At 51.9% G+C, this 15,390-nt stretch carries 15 protein-coding genes; 12 read left to right on the top strand and 3 right to left on the bottom strand.

What is annotated here, in order from left to right; genetic code table 11:
• Nucleotides 1-176 precede the first annotated feature (176 nt).
• From Enr10x_RS05955 to Enr10x_RS05940, 4 genes are all read left to right on the top strand, one after another.
• Complete coding sequence (locus Enr10x_RS05955; protein ID WP_145448432.1) at nt 177-1,097, top strand: dihydrodipicolinate synthase family protein; 921 nt, start codon at nt 177-179, stop codon at nt 1,095-1,097.
• Between the two features lie 62 nt (nt 1,098-1,159).
• On the top strand, nt 1,160-2,110 hold the full coding sequence (mch, locus tag Enr10x_RS05950; RefSeq protein ID WP_145448431.1) for a methenyltetrahydromethanopterin cyclohydrolase: 951 nt from the start codon (nt 1,160-1,162) through the stop codon (nt 2,108-2,110).
• Between the two features lie 58 nt (nt 2,111-2,168).
• Nucleotides 2,169-3,095, top strand: a complete 927-nt coding sequence (locus Enr10x_RS05945; RefSeq protein ID WP_145448430.1) for an ATP-grasp domain-containing protein — start codon at nt 2,169-2,171, stop codon at nt 3,093-3,095.
• Nucleotides 3,096-3,141: 46 nt separating this feature from the next.
• Nucleotides 3,142-4,062 (top strand): inositol monophosphatase family protein, encoded by a 921-nt coding sequence (locus tag Enr10x_RS05940; RefSeq protein WP_145448429.1) that lies wholly within the window; start codon nt 3,142-3,144, stop codon nt 4,060-4,062.
• Here the strand turns inward: Enr10x_RS05940 and Enr10x_RS05935 are convergent.
• Nucleotides 4,053-4,838, bottom strand: coding sequence for a class I SAM-dependent methyltransferase (locus tag Enr10x_RS05935; protein WP_145104946.1), 786 nt, complete (start codon nt 4,836-4,838; stop codon nt 4,053-4,055). The genes Enr10x_RS05940 and Enr10x_RS05935 overlap by 10 nt on opposite strands.
• A gap of 379 nt (nt 4,839-5,217) precedes the next feature.
• On the opposite strand from Enr10x_RS05935, the gene Enr10x_RS05930 reads away from it, so the two are divergent.
• From Enr10x_RS05930 to Enr10x_RS05895, 8 genes are all read left to right on the top strand, one after another.
• Nucleotides 5,218-6,327: an arsenate reductase/protein-tyrosine-phosphatase family protein gene (locus tag Enr10x_RS05930; RefSeq protein ID WP_145448428.1), complete on the top strand. Its 1,110-nt coding sequence runs from the start codon at nt 5,218-5,220 to the stop codon at nt 6,325-6,327.
• A 304-nt stretch (nt 6,328-6,631) separates the two neighbouring features.
• Nucleotides 6,632-7,096 (top strand): ribose 5-phosphate isomerase B, encoded by a 465-nt coding sequence (rpiB, locus tag Enr10x_RS05925; protein WP_145448427.1) that lies wholly within the window; start codon nt 6,632-6,634, stop codon nt 7,094-7,096.
• Nucleotides 7,097-7,383: 287 nt separating this feature from the next.
• Nucleotides 7,384-7,770 (top strand): glycine cleavage system protein GcvH, encoded by a 387-nt coding sequence (gcvH, locus tag Enr10x_RS05920; RefSeq protein WP_145104939.1) that lies wholly within the window; start codon nt 7,384-7,386, stop codon nt 7,768-7,770.
• Nucleotides 7,771-7,956: 186 nt separating this feature from the next.
• Complete coding sequence (gene gcvPA, locus Enr10x_RS05915; RefSeq protein ID WP_145448426.1) at nt 7,957-9,312, top strand: aminomethyl-transferring glycine dehydrogenase subunit GcvPA; 1,356 nt, start codon at nt 7,957-7,959, stop codon at nt 9,310-9,312.
• Between the two features lie 63 nt (nt 9,313-9,375).
• On the top strand, nt 9,376-10,845 hold the full coding sequence (gene gcvPB / locus Enr10x_RS05910; protein ID WP_145448425.1) for an aminomethyl-transferring glycine dehydrogenase subunit GcvPB: 1,470 nt from the start codon (nt 9,376-9,378) through the stop codon (nt 10,843-10,845).
• Between the two features lie 45 nt (nt 10,846-10,890).
• Entirely contained in the window at nt 10,891-11,673 is a 783-nt protein-coding gene (locus tag Enr10x_RS05905) for a lipoate--protein ligase family protein (protein WP_145448424.1), read from the top strand.
• A gap of 437 nt (nt 11,674-12,110) precedes the next feature.
• The gene (locus tag Enr10x_RS05900; protein WP_145448423.1) at nt 12,111-12,953 is read left to right on the top strand and encodes an FHA domain-containing protein; all 843 of its coding nucleotides are present in this window, start codon (nt 12,111-12,113) and stop codon (nt 12,951-12,953) included.
• Between the two features lie 228 nt (nt 12,954-13,181).
• Nucleotides 13,182-13,394, top strand: a complete 213-nt coding sequence (locus tag Enr10x_RS05895) for a hypothetical protein (protein ID WP_145448422.1) — start codon at nt 13,182-13,184, stop codon at nt 13,392-13,394.
• Nucleotides 13,395-13,510: 116 nt separating this feature from the next.
• Here the strand turns inward: Enr10x_RS05895 and Enr10x_RS05890 are convergent, their stop codons facing one another.
• Together Enr10x_RS05890 and Enr10x_RS05885 are read right to left on the bottom strand one after the other, a co-directional pair.
• The gene (locus Enr10x_RS05890) at nt 13,511-13,930 is read right to left on the bottom strand and encodes a hypothetical protein (protein ID WP_145448421.1); all 420 of its coding nucleotides are present in this window, start codon (nt 13,928-13,930) and stop codon (nt 13,511-13,513) included.
• 77 nt (nt 13,931-14,007) lie between these two features.
• Entirely contained in the window at nt 14,008-14,955 is a 948-nt protein-coding gene (locus Enr10x_RS05885) for a DUF1559 domain-containing protein (RefSeq protein WP_145448420.1), read from the bottom strand.
• Between the last annotated feature and the right edge of the window lie 435 nt (nt 14,956-15,390).

The raw sequence follows: 15,390 nt of genomic DNA, 5'->3' as shown, positions 1-15,390 counted from the left end.
CGTTATAACAGGTCATCAGTTCGGAGCCCGAAGGAACCACACTGTTTGAATCCTGGAGTGAATCCCCTGGAATCATCGCATCCTGGTTTCCAGTTTGGTATAACTGGAGTTCTGTTTTGAATCTACTCAGAACTTATGTTCCGCTTTGTTCAATAAAGACTCTTGGTAAACCGCGCATGACAATTGATCTTTCTACACAGCTAAAGGGAGTTCTCCCCCCGGTCATCACACCACTGACACCAGAACGCAGGCTTGATGCGGCTTCGGCTGAATCTGTCTATCGCTTCATGCTGAAGCAGGGTGCTCACGGGCTGTTTCTGTTCGGCACCTCCGGCGAAGGTCCCCTGCTCTGTGAACCGGATCGGGAACAGGCTACCGAAATCGCCGTCAAAGTGGTGGATGGCAGTGTCCCCCTGCTGGTCGGTGTCATCGCCCCGGGAACAGAGCAAATTATCGAACAGGCCAAAGTTGCCAAAGCCCAGGGTGCGGATGCGGTCGTTGTCTGCCCTCCCTTTTATTATCCGGCGAGCCAGAAAGACATGCTCGTGCACTACCGCACCATTCGGGAAGCGGTCGATATTCCGGTGTTTGCCTACGACATTCCGATCATGACGAAAGTCAAAATTGAACTCGAAACCCTGATGACGCTGGGTAAAGAAGGCACCATCATCGGCGTCAAGGATTCCAGCGGAGATGCCGTGAGCTTCCATCGCCTGGTCGCCAGCAAGCCTCCCGGAATGAAACTCTTCACAGGTGCCGAGATGCTGGTGCATGCGGTCATGATGGCTGGTGCAGACGGCACCGTTCCCGGCCTGGCGAATGTGGGGCCGGAACTCTTCGTGCAGTTGTATGAAGCAGCGGCAGCAGGCAACCACCCGGAGGCGCATCGACTCCAGGAAGCCATCGTCAGACTGTTTGAAGTTTTTGTCTGCCCTGACGGAACCATGAACGTGGGTTATATTATCGGCTCGATGAAAACCGCACTCCGCCTGCGGGGCGTGATTGAAAATGATACCCTGTTCCACCCGTTTCCTGCCTGTACTCCCGAATTGATTGAGCGAACCGAAACAATTATGAAAGAAGTAGGCTGTCTGTAATGAGACCGACTCCGCCGAGTGCCTGCTGTACCAACCTGATTGTGGAATGAATTGAATAAACTATGAGCGGTGTTTTAAACGAACGGGCGTGCCAGCTTACGGAACGTCTGCTGGCCAGGGCCGGCGAATTGAAAGTCTTTCCGCATGCCCTTGAGAATGGCGCGATTGTCGTCGACTGTGGTATCGAAACACCGGCGGGAATTCAGGCGGGTCTGCAGCTGGCCCGGATCTGCATGTCGGACCTGGGTGAAGTCAAACTGGTTCCCGGCGAACTGGACGGACTGCCGCTCCCCTATCTCCAGGTACAGACTGACCACGCTGTCGAAGCCTGTCTACTCAGCCAGTACGCAGGCTGGAAAATTGATGTTGGCAAATTCTTTGCGATGGCCTCCGGCCCGATGCGGGCTGCTGCCGAAGTGGAAGACCTGTATCGGATCCTTGCCTTTGGTGAATCTCCAGAGAAAACCGTCGGTGTACTGGAAGCCAATTCGCTGCCCGATATAAATGTGGTCGATAAGATCGCAAAATCAACGGGAGTTGATCCGAAGAACATCACTCTGCTGGTGGCCCCCACATCGAGCATCGCCGGCAACATTCAGGTGATCGCCCGCTCTGTGGAAACCGCGATGCACAAGCTGTTTGAAAGCCAGTTTGACGTGCACCGCGTACAGGCCGGCTTCGGCACCGCGCCGCTGGCTCCCGTTGCCAAAGATCATCTGACAGGCATCGGGCGGACCAACGATGCGATTCTGTATGGTAGCGCCGTCTCGCTCTGGGTCGTCGGCGATGATGAATCATTGCAGGAGATCGGGCCCTCACTCCCTTCCTGTTCTGCTGCCTGCTACGGCAAACCGTTTCTGGATGTCTTCGCGGAAGCAAATCATGATTTCTATGAAATCGATCCCAGCTTCTTCAGTCCAGCCGTTGTCACTTTACAGAACCTCGAAACCGGAAATGTCTTTCAGTTCGGCGAAATGAATCCCGCGCTGCTGAAACAGAGCTTCGGCTTCTGATCGGAATGCTTTTTCCTGCCCCGTATTTTTCGGCCCCGTTATTTCAGGATACAATTTCGTGCGGATCGCCATTCTGGGAAATCAGGGAAGTTGGTACTGCCGTGAACTCAAAGCAGCAGCGGAAGCACGCGGTCACCAGGCCTGCACACTGGAATTCCGCGATCTGGCTGCCCTGCTTTCCGGTCAGTCGATGGAACAGTTCTGCTGTTACGACGCCGATGAGCAACAGATCAATCTGAATCAGTTTGACTGTTTAATCATTCGTACGATGCCTCCTGGCTCACTGGAACAGGTCATCTTTCGCATGGACCTGCTGGGCCGACTCGAACAGGCGGGAGTAACCGTGTTCAACACGCCTCGGGCAATCGAATGTGCCGTCGATAAATATCTGACAACTTCCCGACTGGCAGCAGCAGGGCTCCCTGTGCCTGCGACAGCGGTCTGTGAATCTTCGGCAGCAGCCATGCAGCGTTTCGAAGAACTGGGGGGAGACGTCGTCGTCAAACCTTTGTTTGGCTCGGAAGGCCGCGGGATATTTCGGATCAGCGACCCTGATCTGGCGTATCGCTCATTTCGCACTCTCGAACGCACCCAGTCTGTGATTTATCTGCAGCAATATGTTGCTCACCCGGGCTATGACCTGCGAATCCTGATTTTGAACGGCACTGTGACTGGTGCCATCCGCCGTCATAACCAGACTGATTTTCGTACGAACATCTCCCGCCAGGGTCGGGCTGAAGCGTACACACCGACAGAGGAAGAGGTCCAACTGGCCCTCCGCGCCAGCGATCTGACGCAGGCCGAATTTGCTGGGGTCGACCTGCTGCCTCCTGTTGATGCTCCCGAAACGCGTTACCTGCTCGAAGTCAACGCGGTCCCAGGCTGGCGCGGCCTGCAATCGGCCACAAATGTGAATGTAGCCGCACTGGTGATTGAATATCTGGAGCAGAAACGAAACAATGCAGGTGCATCCAATGCACCATAATTCTCAACCGGCTCGATTCATCAGCAAACATTAAAGACTTTAAGCCATGGAACTCAATACACTCCTGAACGCATTACAGACTCATCTTCCTGAGATTCTCCGCTGGTCTGGCGCGATTGCCAAACGACTGCGGAATTTTAATATCGCAGTCGAAAATAAATCATCGGGCAGTGCGCTGACCGACGCCCTGACTCTGGCCGACCTGACACTGCAGGAACTGATCGTCGCCGCCCTCCGCGATCGCGATCCGATCTTCCGTGAGTGTCGCATGGAAGCAGAAGAAAAAACAGGTGACCTCGATCGCTTCTCCCAGGACTCCCCTTATGTACTCTCGATCGATCCGATTGATGGCACCAAGCAATATCGTGATAAAACAGCCAACGGATATTGCGTGATGATTCACCTGCGCGACAGCGAAACCGTGCATTACTCTCTGGTTTATATTCCTGAAACCGGGGAACAGGGAACGTGGGTGGAAGCAGTACACCAGAAAGTCGTCTGTGGCCCTGATGATCTGAGCCGTCCCGCCCGCGAAGTACTGGATACGATGCCGGCCATCGATCCCGAGACTCGCCCCGATTCGCCCCAAATCTATCTGATCGGCTTTCAGGATAAAGATACGTCCAATGCGCGCCTGGTCACAGAAGCAGGGCTCCAGGGAGTACCGCCGGAAGAAATGCCGGGGAGTATTTACGACCACCTGGCAACCGGGGCATTTGGAGGTTCGTTGATTCATACCCCCAACGTCTACGACTTTCCCGTCTCGCTGCACATCGCCCGGATTCTGGGTGGTGATGCTGTCTGGGTGCATAATGGAGAATCAGTCAACTTCCACGAACACTGGCTCGATGATCGGGCCGACATGCTGCGTCTGCCCGGAATCACTGCCTGCAGTGCCAATTCCGAGACATTGAAAATTCTCTGTGAACTGGCAAAGGACTGGAGTCAGGTCCGCTATCAGGACTGAGCTGCTGATGTTACAGCAGTTGCTTCCGATTCGTCTGCTTCCTCTGGCGACTTGGTGGCTTCGACAATAATCCCGCCCAGTTTCAGGAATTGATGAATCGGCGTGAACCAGTGCTGCTCTTTCCAGGGCAATCCGGTCTCTTCGAAGGCCTGCTGGAGTTCAATCCGGTTATAGGTCCGGCACTTCCAGGTGGCGCTGTTCAGCATCCCGGAAAAACGGTCTTCCGTCGCCATCAGAAACAGGCTGCCGCCTGGCTGCAGCACCCGGTAAATTTCTGCAAGTCCATGGCGGGGATCTTTCAGGTATTCGAGCACCCAGCCACAAGTGACACAATCAAACGAGGCATCCTGAAACGGCAGGCAGGTCATATCGGCTGAGAGGTAATTCGGACGCGGACTTCCCATACGGGTGCGCGCCCGCTTCAGCATCTGATGCGAGAGGTCACAGGCTACCAGACGCGCTTCGGGATGGGTTTCACGTAACAGGTGCCCCAGAATCTGGCCCGCTCCCGCACCAATATCCAGGATATTGCGAAATTCCGTGACATCAAAACGACGGGTCTTGATAATTCGACCTACCAGTGGATCGTGTAGCGAGAGTTTGCTCGCCAGATAGAGAACCGCCCCCGCAGGACCATCATACAGCTTGCGGGCAGTCGACTGAAACTGACTCTGATCCAACTCAGATGCACCGCGGAATTCGATCAGCGATCGCAGAGATTGTTTGAGGCGTTGTCGCTTTGGGTTATTTTTTTGGGGAGAACTTAATGGAGCCATAGTGCACTGTGCTTCTGAAACCGGAAATAATTCTGTAAAAGAGCAGATGAAGGACTGATAACAACCCACATCCTAACAAGCGGCCCTGGTCAACGCGTCAGGATTTCCTGATTTCTTAAAAATCACATAAGAACGCTTTTTTCGCAAGCGTTATAAACTTCCCAATGATAATACCTTAAGAGAGGCAATTATTCCAGCAGCTTGATCAATCGATTTCCGCCGGTTATGATCAAGGGCATCGGGACAGATTCAAATCAGTAAATCTTAAGCAGTTAGACCTGAATCGTGATTCGTCGCGGGATTGAAAATCTTACCATTTTTGACCGTTGAATTGCGCCGCAAAACAATTTCTGCAGAAATGTAAGGCTTAAATTGTTCAATGACCGAACGGATCAATTTACAACAGACTGACGATATTCGCGATGTGATCCATCTGGCAGTACAGTATCTGGCCAAAGGCGAATTAGTCGCTTTTCCCACGGCAACCGCTTATGTGATTGCAGGACAGGCACTCAGCCCGGATGCCATGACGAAGCTGAAACAGCTTGCCGGAAATGATGACCCGCTGGTGCTCTGTGTCAAAGATTTCGACGAGGCACTGGATTATCTGCCGGAAATGCCCCCAATTGCCAGAAAACTATCTAAGCGCTGCTGGCCTGGCCCAGTCGTGCTGGAACTTGACCGCCCCGGACCAGATACGCTCTTTTCTGAATTGCCTGCGGAAGTGCGGCAGCAAATCTGTCCCGGCCAGAGGATCCGCCTGCGTGCCCCGGCACATGAGATTATATTCCAGACGATGCGACTCTCACCTTCTCCACTCGCGCTGCTCAACGAACAGTCTCGCTTTCAGACGGCAGATGCAGTAATGGAAGCCTTTCAAGACCAGATCGCCCTGGTGATAGATGATGGTCCATCCCGCTTTGGTGATCAGTCGACACTGGTTTCTATCCAGGATAATCAGTGGAGTATTCTCCAGCCGGGTGTTGTCACTGAAACCACACTCAAGCGGCTCTCCAGTGAAATATACCTGTTTGTCTGCACAGGAAACACCTGCCGCAGCCCGATGGCCGAAGGACTGTTTCGGAAATTATTATCTGATAAACTGAAATGTCAGGAAGATGAGCTCTCAGATCGAGGTTTTATCGTGGCCTCTGCTGGACTTGCTGCAGCGATGGGTGCCCCCCCCAGTCCGGAAGGGGTATCAATTCTGGCTGAACAGGGAATTGATATTCAGGCTCATGAAAGTCAACCACTGACCGAACGCCTACTTGACCAGTCAGATCATCTCTATACGATGACACAAGGACACAGGGCGGCTATTCTCGCCGAACGCCCTGATCTGGCTGAAACGGTCAGATTGCTCTCACCAGATGGGAAAGATATCTCTGATCCCATTGGGGGAGGTTACCAATGCTATGTTGATTGTAAAAAAGAAATTGAAAACTGTTTAAATACGATTATTACTCAACTTCCCCTTCCTGAGAAATAAACAGCCAACCCTGATGTGACCCGCCTGAGACCATGTTTTCCCATAAAAAATTATCTATCAGCAGTGGACACTCTCTTGCTATAATAGACTGGAAATCATTAACCTTACATTTATGAAGATACTGTTAACTCTGCGCATTTGAGTTTGTGAATCACAGTGTGGCTCAAGCTCGGATAGCAACCACGTATGCCAGACATCTCTCACTCAGCAGTCTTCTGAATTTCGTTTCAGCCTGCTCTGAGGCCATGTGGGGGACTATCTATTTCTTCTATATTTCTGATCATTCCAAAATTAAAGAGTTTCGATGAAAATTGCAGTTGCCAGTGATCACCGGGGATTTTCCACCAAATCTAAAATCCTCACCCTCCTTAACCAGTTAGGACATGTTGCCTACGATTATGGACCGGAGGATGGCGAATGCGTCGACTATCCAGACTACGCGGCCAAAGTGGCGAAAGCGATTGGAGATAAAACCATTGACCGGGGAATTCTGATCTGTGGGACCGGTATGGGAATGTGCATCGTGGCTAACAAATTCCCCGGTGTCAGAGCAACCCCCTGTCACGATGACATCACGGCGCAGATGAGCAGACTGCACAACGATTCGAATGTGCTCTGTCTCTCTGCCGACCTCTTGGGCGACAGGCTGGTCAACCGCATGGTCGAAATCTGGCTCAAAGAAGAGTTTGAGGGTGGCCGTCATGCCCGCCGGCTGGAAAAACTGAATAAAGTGGAAGAAGAAACCATGCATCCACACGAAGAGGCATAAGCTTTCGCGCTAAACGGATATTCCCCGTTCCAGCGTGTCACGTTTTTCTCTTAAACGCGGATGGCTCAACATCTCACCATGTCGTGCGTTTTACCTGTAAAACCCTCAGGCTGCCTCTGCCAGATATACCACAGTAGTCGTGGAATTTCCCTCACTGAATCCTTTTCAAATGGATCAAATCTCTGTATCGTCAACAGTGAGATATCAGGGATTTTTTGACCTCTTTTCTCCGGATTTCCGCTGTTCAATCTCCAGAGAAAAGAACTTACACAGAGGGATTTACGATCATGGATCAGGCCAATTTAAAATTTACTAAAACACATGAATGGGTCGGCGTCGAAGGCGAACTGGCAACAGTGGGCATCACTGATTTTGCCGTTAACCAGCTCACCGACCTGGTCTATATCGACCTGCCGGCAGTCGGCTCTACCTGTGAAGCAGGCAAGGTCTTCGGGGAAGTAGAGAGTGTCAAAGCAGTCAGTGACCTCTATTCTCCCGTCAGCGGCGAAATTGCAGAAGTCAACGAGTCACTGGTCGACGATCAGAGCCCGCTTTCAGACGATCCGTTCGGGGCCGGCTGGATTACTAAAATCAAAATGTCCAACCCGGCCGAGTTGGAACAATTCATGAATGCGGACGACTATCAGAAGTTCTGTGAGTCCGAAGCACACTAGGTGGACTTCTTCAGCCAGCAGAAATTAATCGCTGCCCCTCAGCTGTCTGGCATGCTCTGCCGGACGTTGTGGAACGATCCTGCTGCAAAGTGGAAAAAAAGAGATTATCAACTTTTCAAGCGCTACTATAACTCCCCAGGCTGAGCCATCAGCATCAACACCCTCACATTTATAATCGAGTGAAACGTGTCTTACCTCTTTAACACACCAGAACAGCAGCAGGAAATGCTGCAGACCATCGGTATTGACTCTCTGGAAGCCCTGTTCTCAACCATTCCAGCTGATCTGCGTCTGGATCGACCTCTGGATCTGCCCCCCGCGCTATCGGAAATGGAACTGCAGACTCACCTTTCACAACTGGCGAGCCAGAATGTCGGTCCCACTTCCCGGATCTGCATGCTGGGAGGCGGTGCTTACGATCATTTCATTCCTGCAGCGGTAGATGAAATTGCTCGACGGGGTGAATTCTATACTGCTTACACTCCCTACCAGGCAGAAGCCAGCCAGGGCAGCCTGCAGACCTTCTTCGAGTTCCAGTCGCTGATTTGTCAGCTGACCGGCATGGACGTTTCCAACGCCAGTCTCTATGAAGGAGGTACCTGTGTCAGTGAAGCCGCCTTTATGGCAATGCGGGTTACGAATCGGCACGACCGCGTGGTCCTGCTCGGTTCACTGCATCCTGAATACCGACAGGTCGTAGAAACTTATCTGAGACACCTCAACTGCGAAGTGGTCATCGTCCCCTGTAAGGACGGCAGTGTCGATCCAGCTGACGTCGATGCCGCCATGGACGACCAGACTGCCTGCCTGGTTATCCAGCACCCCAACTTTTTTGGCACTCTGGAAGAAGCCGCTGAGCTGACGGAAATCGCCCATCGCTATGGCGCCCTTTCAGTCGTTTCCTACGATCCGATCAGTCTCGGAATTTTGAAACGCCCTGGTGACTATGGTGCCGATATCGCGATTGCGGAAGGACAGTCACTGGGCACTCCGCTTCAATTTGGCGGGCCGTATCTGGGACTGTTTTCCTGCAGCGAAAAATTTGTCCGCCGCATGCCGGGCAGGTTGATTGGTCAGACGGTCGACCGCAACGGCAAACTCTGCTATGTTCTCAACCTGCAGGCCCGGGAACAGCACATCCGCCGCGATAAAGCCACCAGTAACATCTGCAGTAACCAGGGGTTGATCGCGATCCGCGCTGCCGTCTACCTCTCCCTGCTGGGCAAACAGGGGATCCGTGAAGTCGCAGAACTCTCCTGCCAGAAAGCGCATTATGCAGCGGAACAGCTCTCCAGCGTGGAGGGCATCGAACTGCTCTTCCCTGAGCGTCCTTTCTTCAAGGAGTTTGTTGTCAGTTGCTCGGAAGGTGCTGACTACCTGCTAAGGAAAGCACGCCAGGCAGGCTTCGATCTGGGACCGGAACTCTCCCGCTTCACGTTCGAGAACTGCCCCGAAAATTACCAGACCGGAGTGCTGGTGGCAATCACGGAACAACGCACCCGAGAAGAAATCGACCGTCTGGTCACCGTGCTGAAGGCATAAACACGACGCTCAATCCACAGTTAACCGTTTCATTCGTCAAATACTCGAAGCGACAACACTATCATGCGAAACCATCTGGCCACTCAACCATTGTTTGATCTCTCTCAGCCCGGACGGCGTGGCGCTCAATTCCCCGCTGCTGACGTACCGGAAAAACCGCTCGAGGAGCTCATCCCCTCTCAGGCTCTGGCCACTGAGCCTACCGGACTGCCTGAAGTCACCGAGTCCGACGTGATCCGGCACTTTGTAAATCTCTCGACCTTAAACATGTGTGTGGACACTCACTTTTATCCGCTGGGTAGTTGCACCATGAAATACAACCCGAAGCGGCACGAACGTCTCTCCAGCCTGCCGGGGATTGTCGATCTGCACCCCTACCAGAACCAGGCTGATTTACAGGGTATGCTGGAATTGCTTTACGTAACACAGGAAATGCTGGCAGAAATCGCCGGGCTTCCTGCCGTTTCACTGCAACCGGCCGCCGGTGCTCAGGGTGAATTCACGGCGCTGTTGACCGCGAAAGCCTACTTCGAAGATAAAGGTGAAAAACGAACCAAGGTCCTGTTCCCCAACAGCGCTCATGGCACGAACCCCGCCAGTGCCGCGATCGCGGGCTTTGATTGCGTCCAGCTGGCCAGCAGTAAAGAGGGCCTGGTTGATCTGGAAGATCTGAAATCACACCTGGATGACCAGACTGCAGTCTTCATGGTGACCAACCCGAACACACTGGGGCTGTTCGAAAAAGATATCAGGCAGATCGCCCAGATGGTGCACGACGTGGGAGGCCTGGTTTACATTGACGGCGCCAATATGAACGCGATTCTCGGCTACACTCGCCCCGGAGACTTTGGCGGCGATATGATGCACTTCAATGTACATAAGACCTTTACCGGACCACACGGTGCCGGTGGTCCCGGTTCCGGTCCGATCGCTGTACGTGATTTCCTGGCAGACTTCCTGCCCGGCCCTGTCATCAGCCACGATGCCTCCGCTGCCGAAGGAGAAGCCTATCAACTGGTCACACCTGCTAAATCGATCGGACGCGTCCGCTCGTTCTATGGCAACATCGGCATCCTGGTCAGGGGTTACTGCTACCTGCGAACGCTGGGTGCTGCGGGTCTGAAAGCAGTTTCCGAAAATGCAGTCCTGAATGCCAACTACCTCAAAGCCCTGCTCAAAGACGTGCTGCCGGTACCTAACGGGGATCTCTGTATGCACGAATTCGTCGCTTCCGCCTCCAGGAGTAAAGCCGCCAATGGCATCACGGCGATGGACATCGCCAAACGACTCCTGGACTTCGGCTTCCATGCTCCTACTGTCTACTTCCCGCTGGTGGTTCCTGAAGCGATTATGGTCGAGCCGACCGAAACTGAATCCAAAGAGACTCTGGATGCCTTCGCGGAGACAATCACCAGGATTTTAAAGGAAGATCCGGAGTTCCTCCACCAGGCTCCGCATTCTACGGAAATCAGTCGTCCGGACGAAGTCGTCGCGGCACGACATCCGATTCTGCAATGTTGTGAGTCTGAATAGTCTACGTTCCCGTTTCCTGTATTACTTAACGAACTGGTTCCCGGCATGACAGCCTCTTCCCCTCCAGATCACTGTCGCCTGCTGATCGAATCAGCGCCACAGCCGGGAAGCTGGAACATGGCTGTGGATGAATCTCTGCTGGAATCAGCGGTAGCGGATCAGGTCTGTTCTCTGCGCTGGTATCGCTGGGATCAGGCTACGATCTCGCTGGGTTACTTTCAGAAGAATAACAACGAAGCACAGCAGAGCCTCTGGGAAGACCTGCCACGTGTGCGACGACTCTCCGGGGGCGGCGCGATTCTACATCACCACGAACTGACTTACTCTTTTACAGTACCCGCCAGCCACCCGCTTGCGAAGTCCCCTCCAGATCTGTATGTAGCCATCCATCAGCCCCTGATTGACATCCTGGCAGCCCATGACCTTCCCGTCACATTTCGGGGAGTCTCGTTTCGTGCAGACTCAGAACCTTTCCTCTGCTTCGGCCGTGGCGATGAACGGGACCTGGTTTACCAGGGAAAGAAAATACTGGGCAGCGCTCAGAGACGCAGACGCGGCGCCATCGTTCAGCATGGCAGTCTCCTGCTACTGACTTCCGAGTACGCCCCCGAATTTCCCGGGTTACTGAATCAGCTTGCACAGACCAGCCGCTACACGGACGATTTTCTGAATACTCTGACCGCAGATTTTTCGAATGCCATTGCAGAAGCGGTACAGCTTCCCCTCAAATCACGAAACCTGACTGACGAAGAAACCCGCCGGGCAGAGGTCCTGGAAAAAGAAAAATATTCACAAGACGCCTGGACCAGCCGCAAAAAGCAAGCTTAGCGGTTTACATTTCAGGAGTTACTGAAATCAAGTAAAATTGATGCGTTATTAATAAATTATTTACGTGACGGTTGTAGGATTGATACTTGTTGACAATACGTCAAATCCCTGATAGCGTTTAGTATATAAAGCTCTTATATTATTTTCTTTCAACAGTTTAAACTTATGTGTTACGGAAAGAATGTAGTGGATCTTTGCTTACGATGAAGTGAGTCAAACCACACAATGCGGGCCAAAAGGGCATTGTTATTTGCTCCTTCCATTTTATTGACGAGAAGTTTTTCACTCATTTCTGTTTCTTGTTCATTTTCGATTCTTGTCTCCTTTCTTCTGTCAAAATGAAAACAAGTCACCTGAGATAGAATGGCGCGTGTTTTCGCTATTCCAGATTCCAGAACTTTGACACGTTCTGCAGGCACCCACGGAGTGAATGATTTATGTTGCAGCTTTCTCTGAAAGTAATTGGCGGTCGCCACGATGGCAAACAGATTCCCATTAAGGGCAAAAAGTTCTTAATCGGCCGGGAAGAAGATTGCCATTTGCGACCTAACAGTGATATGGTCAGCCGTCATCATTGTGTGTTTACGGTTGATGAATACAGTGTGCGTCTGCGTGATTTCGGCAGTACTAATGGCACTCTGGTAAACGGCAAACGAATCAAAGGCGAAGTTCAACTGTCGCATGGAGATAAAATTCAGGTTGGCAAACTGGATTTTGAAATCGTGATCTCACACAGTCCGGATGCCAAACCGACAGAAGTCACTCCGGGCAGTGATATTTTGACAGGTTCCGATACCGTCTTTGATATTCCGGTACACAAGGAAGAATCCGAAGCGGCCCCAGAGACACCTGCCCCCGAAACACCTGCGGAAAATGAGACGACGCCCGCAGCGGAAGCACCGGAAACTCCCGGTGTGTATGAAGGGGACACTCAGATTCTGACTGCCGAGCAGCAGCAACAGGCTCAGCAGGCCTATGATCAGGCTGCACAGCAGCAAGGGTATCCTCAACAACCTTACGGATACCCCCCGCAGCAGATGCCACCCGGTCAACCGTACCCTTATCCGATGCCGCCACAGTATTATCCCCAGCAGGGCTATCCGCAACAGCCGATGCCGGCCTACCCTCAGCAGTACCAGATGCCGCCACAGGGCTATCCACAACAGCCCCCTCAGCAGCCTCCCGAACAGCAGGGTGAACAAGGGCGATCAGGGGTTCCAGATATGCCTCCGGTGACACTGCCCAAGCCTGAAGAAACCGGGCTGAAAAACAAGGAATAAATACCTGCGTGCGTTCAGCATTGAAACAAACTCACTTGAGATGAGATCTGGTTTCCAGGATCTCATCTCTGTTTTTTTAGAGCGGTAAAACTGCAGATTCCCACATCAGAACATGGCATTCTGCAGGCTGCCCATTGCTTTTCTGATTCGGGTTTGTGAAAATCAGAGGTGTGAAGCAGGCTTAAAGATTATGCGAACCAGGACGTCATCTAAAGGGAGATACTTTCAGTGAATGATTCAGCCAGTGCCAGCAATGATATCCAGCGTCGTTATCGTGAATTTCTTGATCTGCTGCCGTTGACTTTGTCACTCGCAGGTCTGCCCGCCAGTGACCACGGGAAATATTATACTGAGGAGCAGGTTGAAGCACGTGCATTCACGGTCAAGCATGCCTTTAAACAGGCCCGAATTCTCGCCCGGGAATGCATTCAGAAACAGTAAAGCTGGAACCCGGCCAGACCCTGACCAGCCGAAAACAAAAACAGAGCCGCACCATGACTGGTGCGGCTCTGTTCGTTTCACGAAGAGTCAGCGGATGATACCGAGAACTGCGACTGTTATTTCGTTTTCAGCTCGAACGTAAATTCATTCGGACCTGCTTCGCTGACTTCTGCCTCCAGGGTCGTCTTCTCGTTGTACTCTGCAGGCAGATACTGTTCCACGGCGGGTACGGGAGGCTCATCTGGGGCCCCTCCGGCAACGGTCTTACCGGGGATCTCCCGGTTTGCTGTGATCACAACAGCTTTCTTACCTGCCACTGTCTCAAAAGAAAATGTCCCCTGCTCAATCTTACCCGCTCCACTGGCGGCTTTGCCCTCTGCATCACGGAAAATAACATTCCCCTCCGCCAGCGGTTCTCCATCCACGGTCACTTTACCAGTCACCGGATAGGTCGTGGGACCGGCATCGCCCCCCCCGCAGCCACTCAGAATACCTGCGGTGCAGGCTAACATCAGATAATACGCAACTGTTTTCATTGAATCTTTCCTGTCACTTATCTCTGCTCCCGACAAGATCGTCGGGAGCAGACAGAAACCCTGATATCACGGAACGCTTAAAATTCGCCCACAACTTCATGCCCCGAACGCGTCGACAGAGCACGATAGGTGTTCAGGTCAATATTATTGGAGAGAAACCGGACAGCACCATCAGCCATCCCCACATGCACACCACCTACATGCTGACTGCGTGCATAGTTCCAGCGGCTTGACTGGTTGGTCACACAGGGAGCATTCACATCGGTGGTTGACTTACAGAGGTAGTTCTGGTCGGGTACTTTCGTATTGGGAGTCTCATAAGCGGTGAAGGTCACCTCACCATGAGCACCACCAATCCAATAGCAACCCGGGCACCCCCAGGAGAAACCGCTGGGAACTTCTACCCGCTGCACTGACTCACTGAGCATCAATGTGTTCGAAGTACCGTCTTTCACATCACGAAACTTGGTTCTGGTATTCTGTCCGAACATCCCGTTGTCCGTCCCGGTGGAACGGTTGTTCGCCCAGCCAATACAGGCCAGATAGTTTCCGCCCCAGCGAACACCACTGTTTTCAGCAAATGCAGGGCCGATGTCAGAGGGGCACATGAAGACCGGCAACGGTGTTTTCACGAATACCTTGCTGCTGGAAATGTTATGCACATGATTACTGGTACTGGCTGACACATTCGCACAGTCACCTTCATACTGGTTATACATGGGAGCCTGATCAACAAAAGGCAACAGACGATGGAACCAGGTATCTCGATTGTGGCAGTATTGGGGATAACCTGAATAATGTGCCATATGGGCATAAGGAAAACAGCCATGGGTCTCATGGTAGTTATGCATCGCCAGGGCAATCTGTTTCACACTGTTCTTACAGGTACTGCGGCGGGCTGCCTCCCGGGCCTGCTGTACGGCGGGCAGCAGCAGGGCAATCAGAATGGCAATGATGGCGATCACAACCAGTAACTCAATCAGCGTAAACCCACGTTTTCGGGGTGAGGTTTTCAGATTCCTCATGTCAAACTTCCTTTAATAAAATAACAAGTATTAATAAACTAACCTATTAGTAACGGTCTCTTAATATATCGTCTGTTATTTAGTGAATTATATAAAGTTTCCGACCCTTCCCGGGTATTGTCAACTTATACATCTAAAGGTTTTTTAGATAAGAACTTAGTATTAAAAATACCCGTATATCCGTTTACATGGATGGCCCTGATTATGTGGGAAAAAATAAGAATGCATAGTCTTATTTAGAATTCCAGGCACATCAATGATTCATTTGTATATGCTCCAGCTAATTACCTGAATTACTTCTGAAGGATACATCCACTTAAAGACACTCCGAAAACACAGACTCAAATTTTTCTCTCTCCTGAAACTCCTGCACCAGAAAACTGGTATAGTTAGTGAAATCAAATGAAGTTTTGAGTTCGAATTCTGTTGTTGTGC

This window comes from Gimesia panareensis, from assembly GCF_007748155.1.
GTDB classification, from domain to species: Bacteria; Planctomycetota; Planctomycetia; order Planctomycetales; family Planctomycetaceae; genus Gimesia; species Gimesia panareensis.
The sequence above is the reverse complement of the archived record's forward strand: the minus strand, read 5'-3'. Positions and strand labels throughout refer to the sequence as shown.

What these genes read in the sequence shown, in the direction of transcription:
- Enr10x_RS05955 (WP_145448432.1), top strand. Translation starts at nt 177, where the DNA reads ATGACAATTGATCTTTCTACACAGCTAAAGGGAGTTCTCCCCCCGGTC.
- mch (WP_145448431.1), top strand. Translation starts at nt 1,160, where the DNA reads ATGAGCGGTGTTTTAAACGAACGGGCGTGCCAGCTTACGGAACGTCTG.
- Enr10x_RS05940 (WP_145448429.1), top strand. Translation starts at nt 3,142, where the DNA reads ATGGAACTCAATACACTCCTGAACGCATTACAGACTCATCTTCCTGAG.
- Enr10x_RS05935 (WP_145104946.1), bottom strand. Translation starts at nt 4,838, where the DNA reads ATGGCTCCATTAAGTTCTCCCCAAAAAAATAACCCAAAGCGACAACGC.
- Enr10x_RS05930 (WP_145448428.1), top strand. Translation starts at nt 5,218, where the DNA reads ATGACCGAACGGATCAATTTACAACAGACTGACGATATTCGCGATGTG.
- rpiB (WP_145448427.1), top strand. Translation starts at nt 6,632, where the DNA reads ATGAAAATTGCAGTTGCCAGTGATCACCGGGGATTTTCCACCAAATCT.
- gcvH (WP_145104939.1), top strand. Translation starts at nt 7,384, where the DNA reads ATGGATCAGGCCAATTTAAAATTTACTAAAACACATGAATGGGTCGGC.
- gcvPB (WP_145448425.1), top strand. Translation starts at nt 9,376, where the DNA reads ATGCGAAACCATCTGGCCACTCAACCATTGTTTGATCTCTCTCAGCCC.
- Enr10x_RS05905 (WP_145448424.1), top strand. Translation starts at nt 10,891, where the DNA reads ATGACAGCCTCTTCCCCTCCAGATCACTGTCGCCTGCTGATCGAATCA.
- Enr10x_RS05900 (WP_145448423.1), top strand. Translation starts at nt 12,111, where the DNA reads ATGTTGCAGCTTTCTCTGAAAGTAATTGGCGGTCGCCACGATGGCAAA.
- Enr10x_RS05890 (WP_145448421.1), bottom strand. Translation starts at nt 13,930, where the DNA reads ATGAAAACAGTTGCGTATTATCTGATGTTAGCCTGCACCGCAGGTATT.
- Enr10x_RS05885 (WP_145448420.1), bottom strand. Translation starts at nt 14,955, where the DNA reads ATGAGGAATCTGAAAACCTCACCCCGAAAACGTGGGTTTACGCTGATT.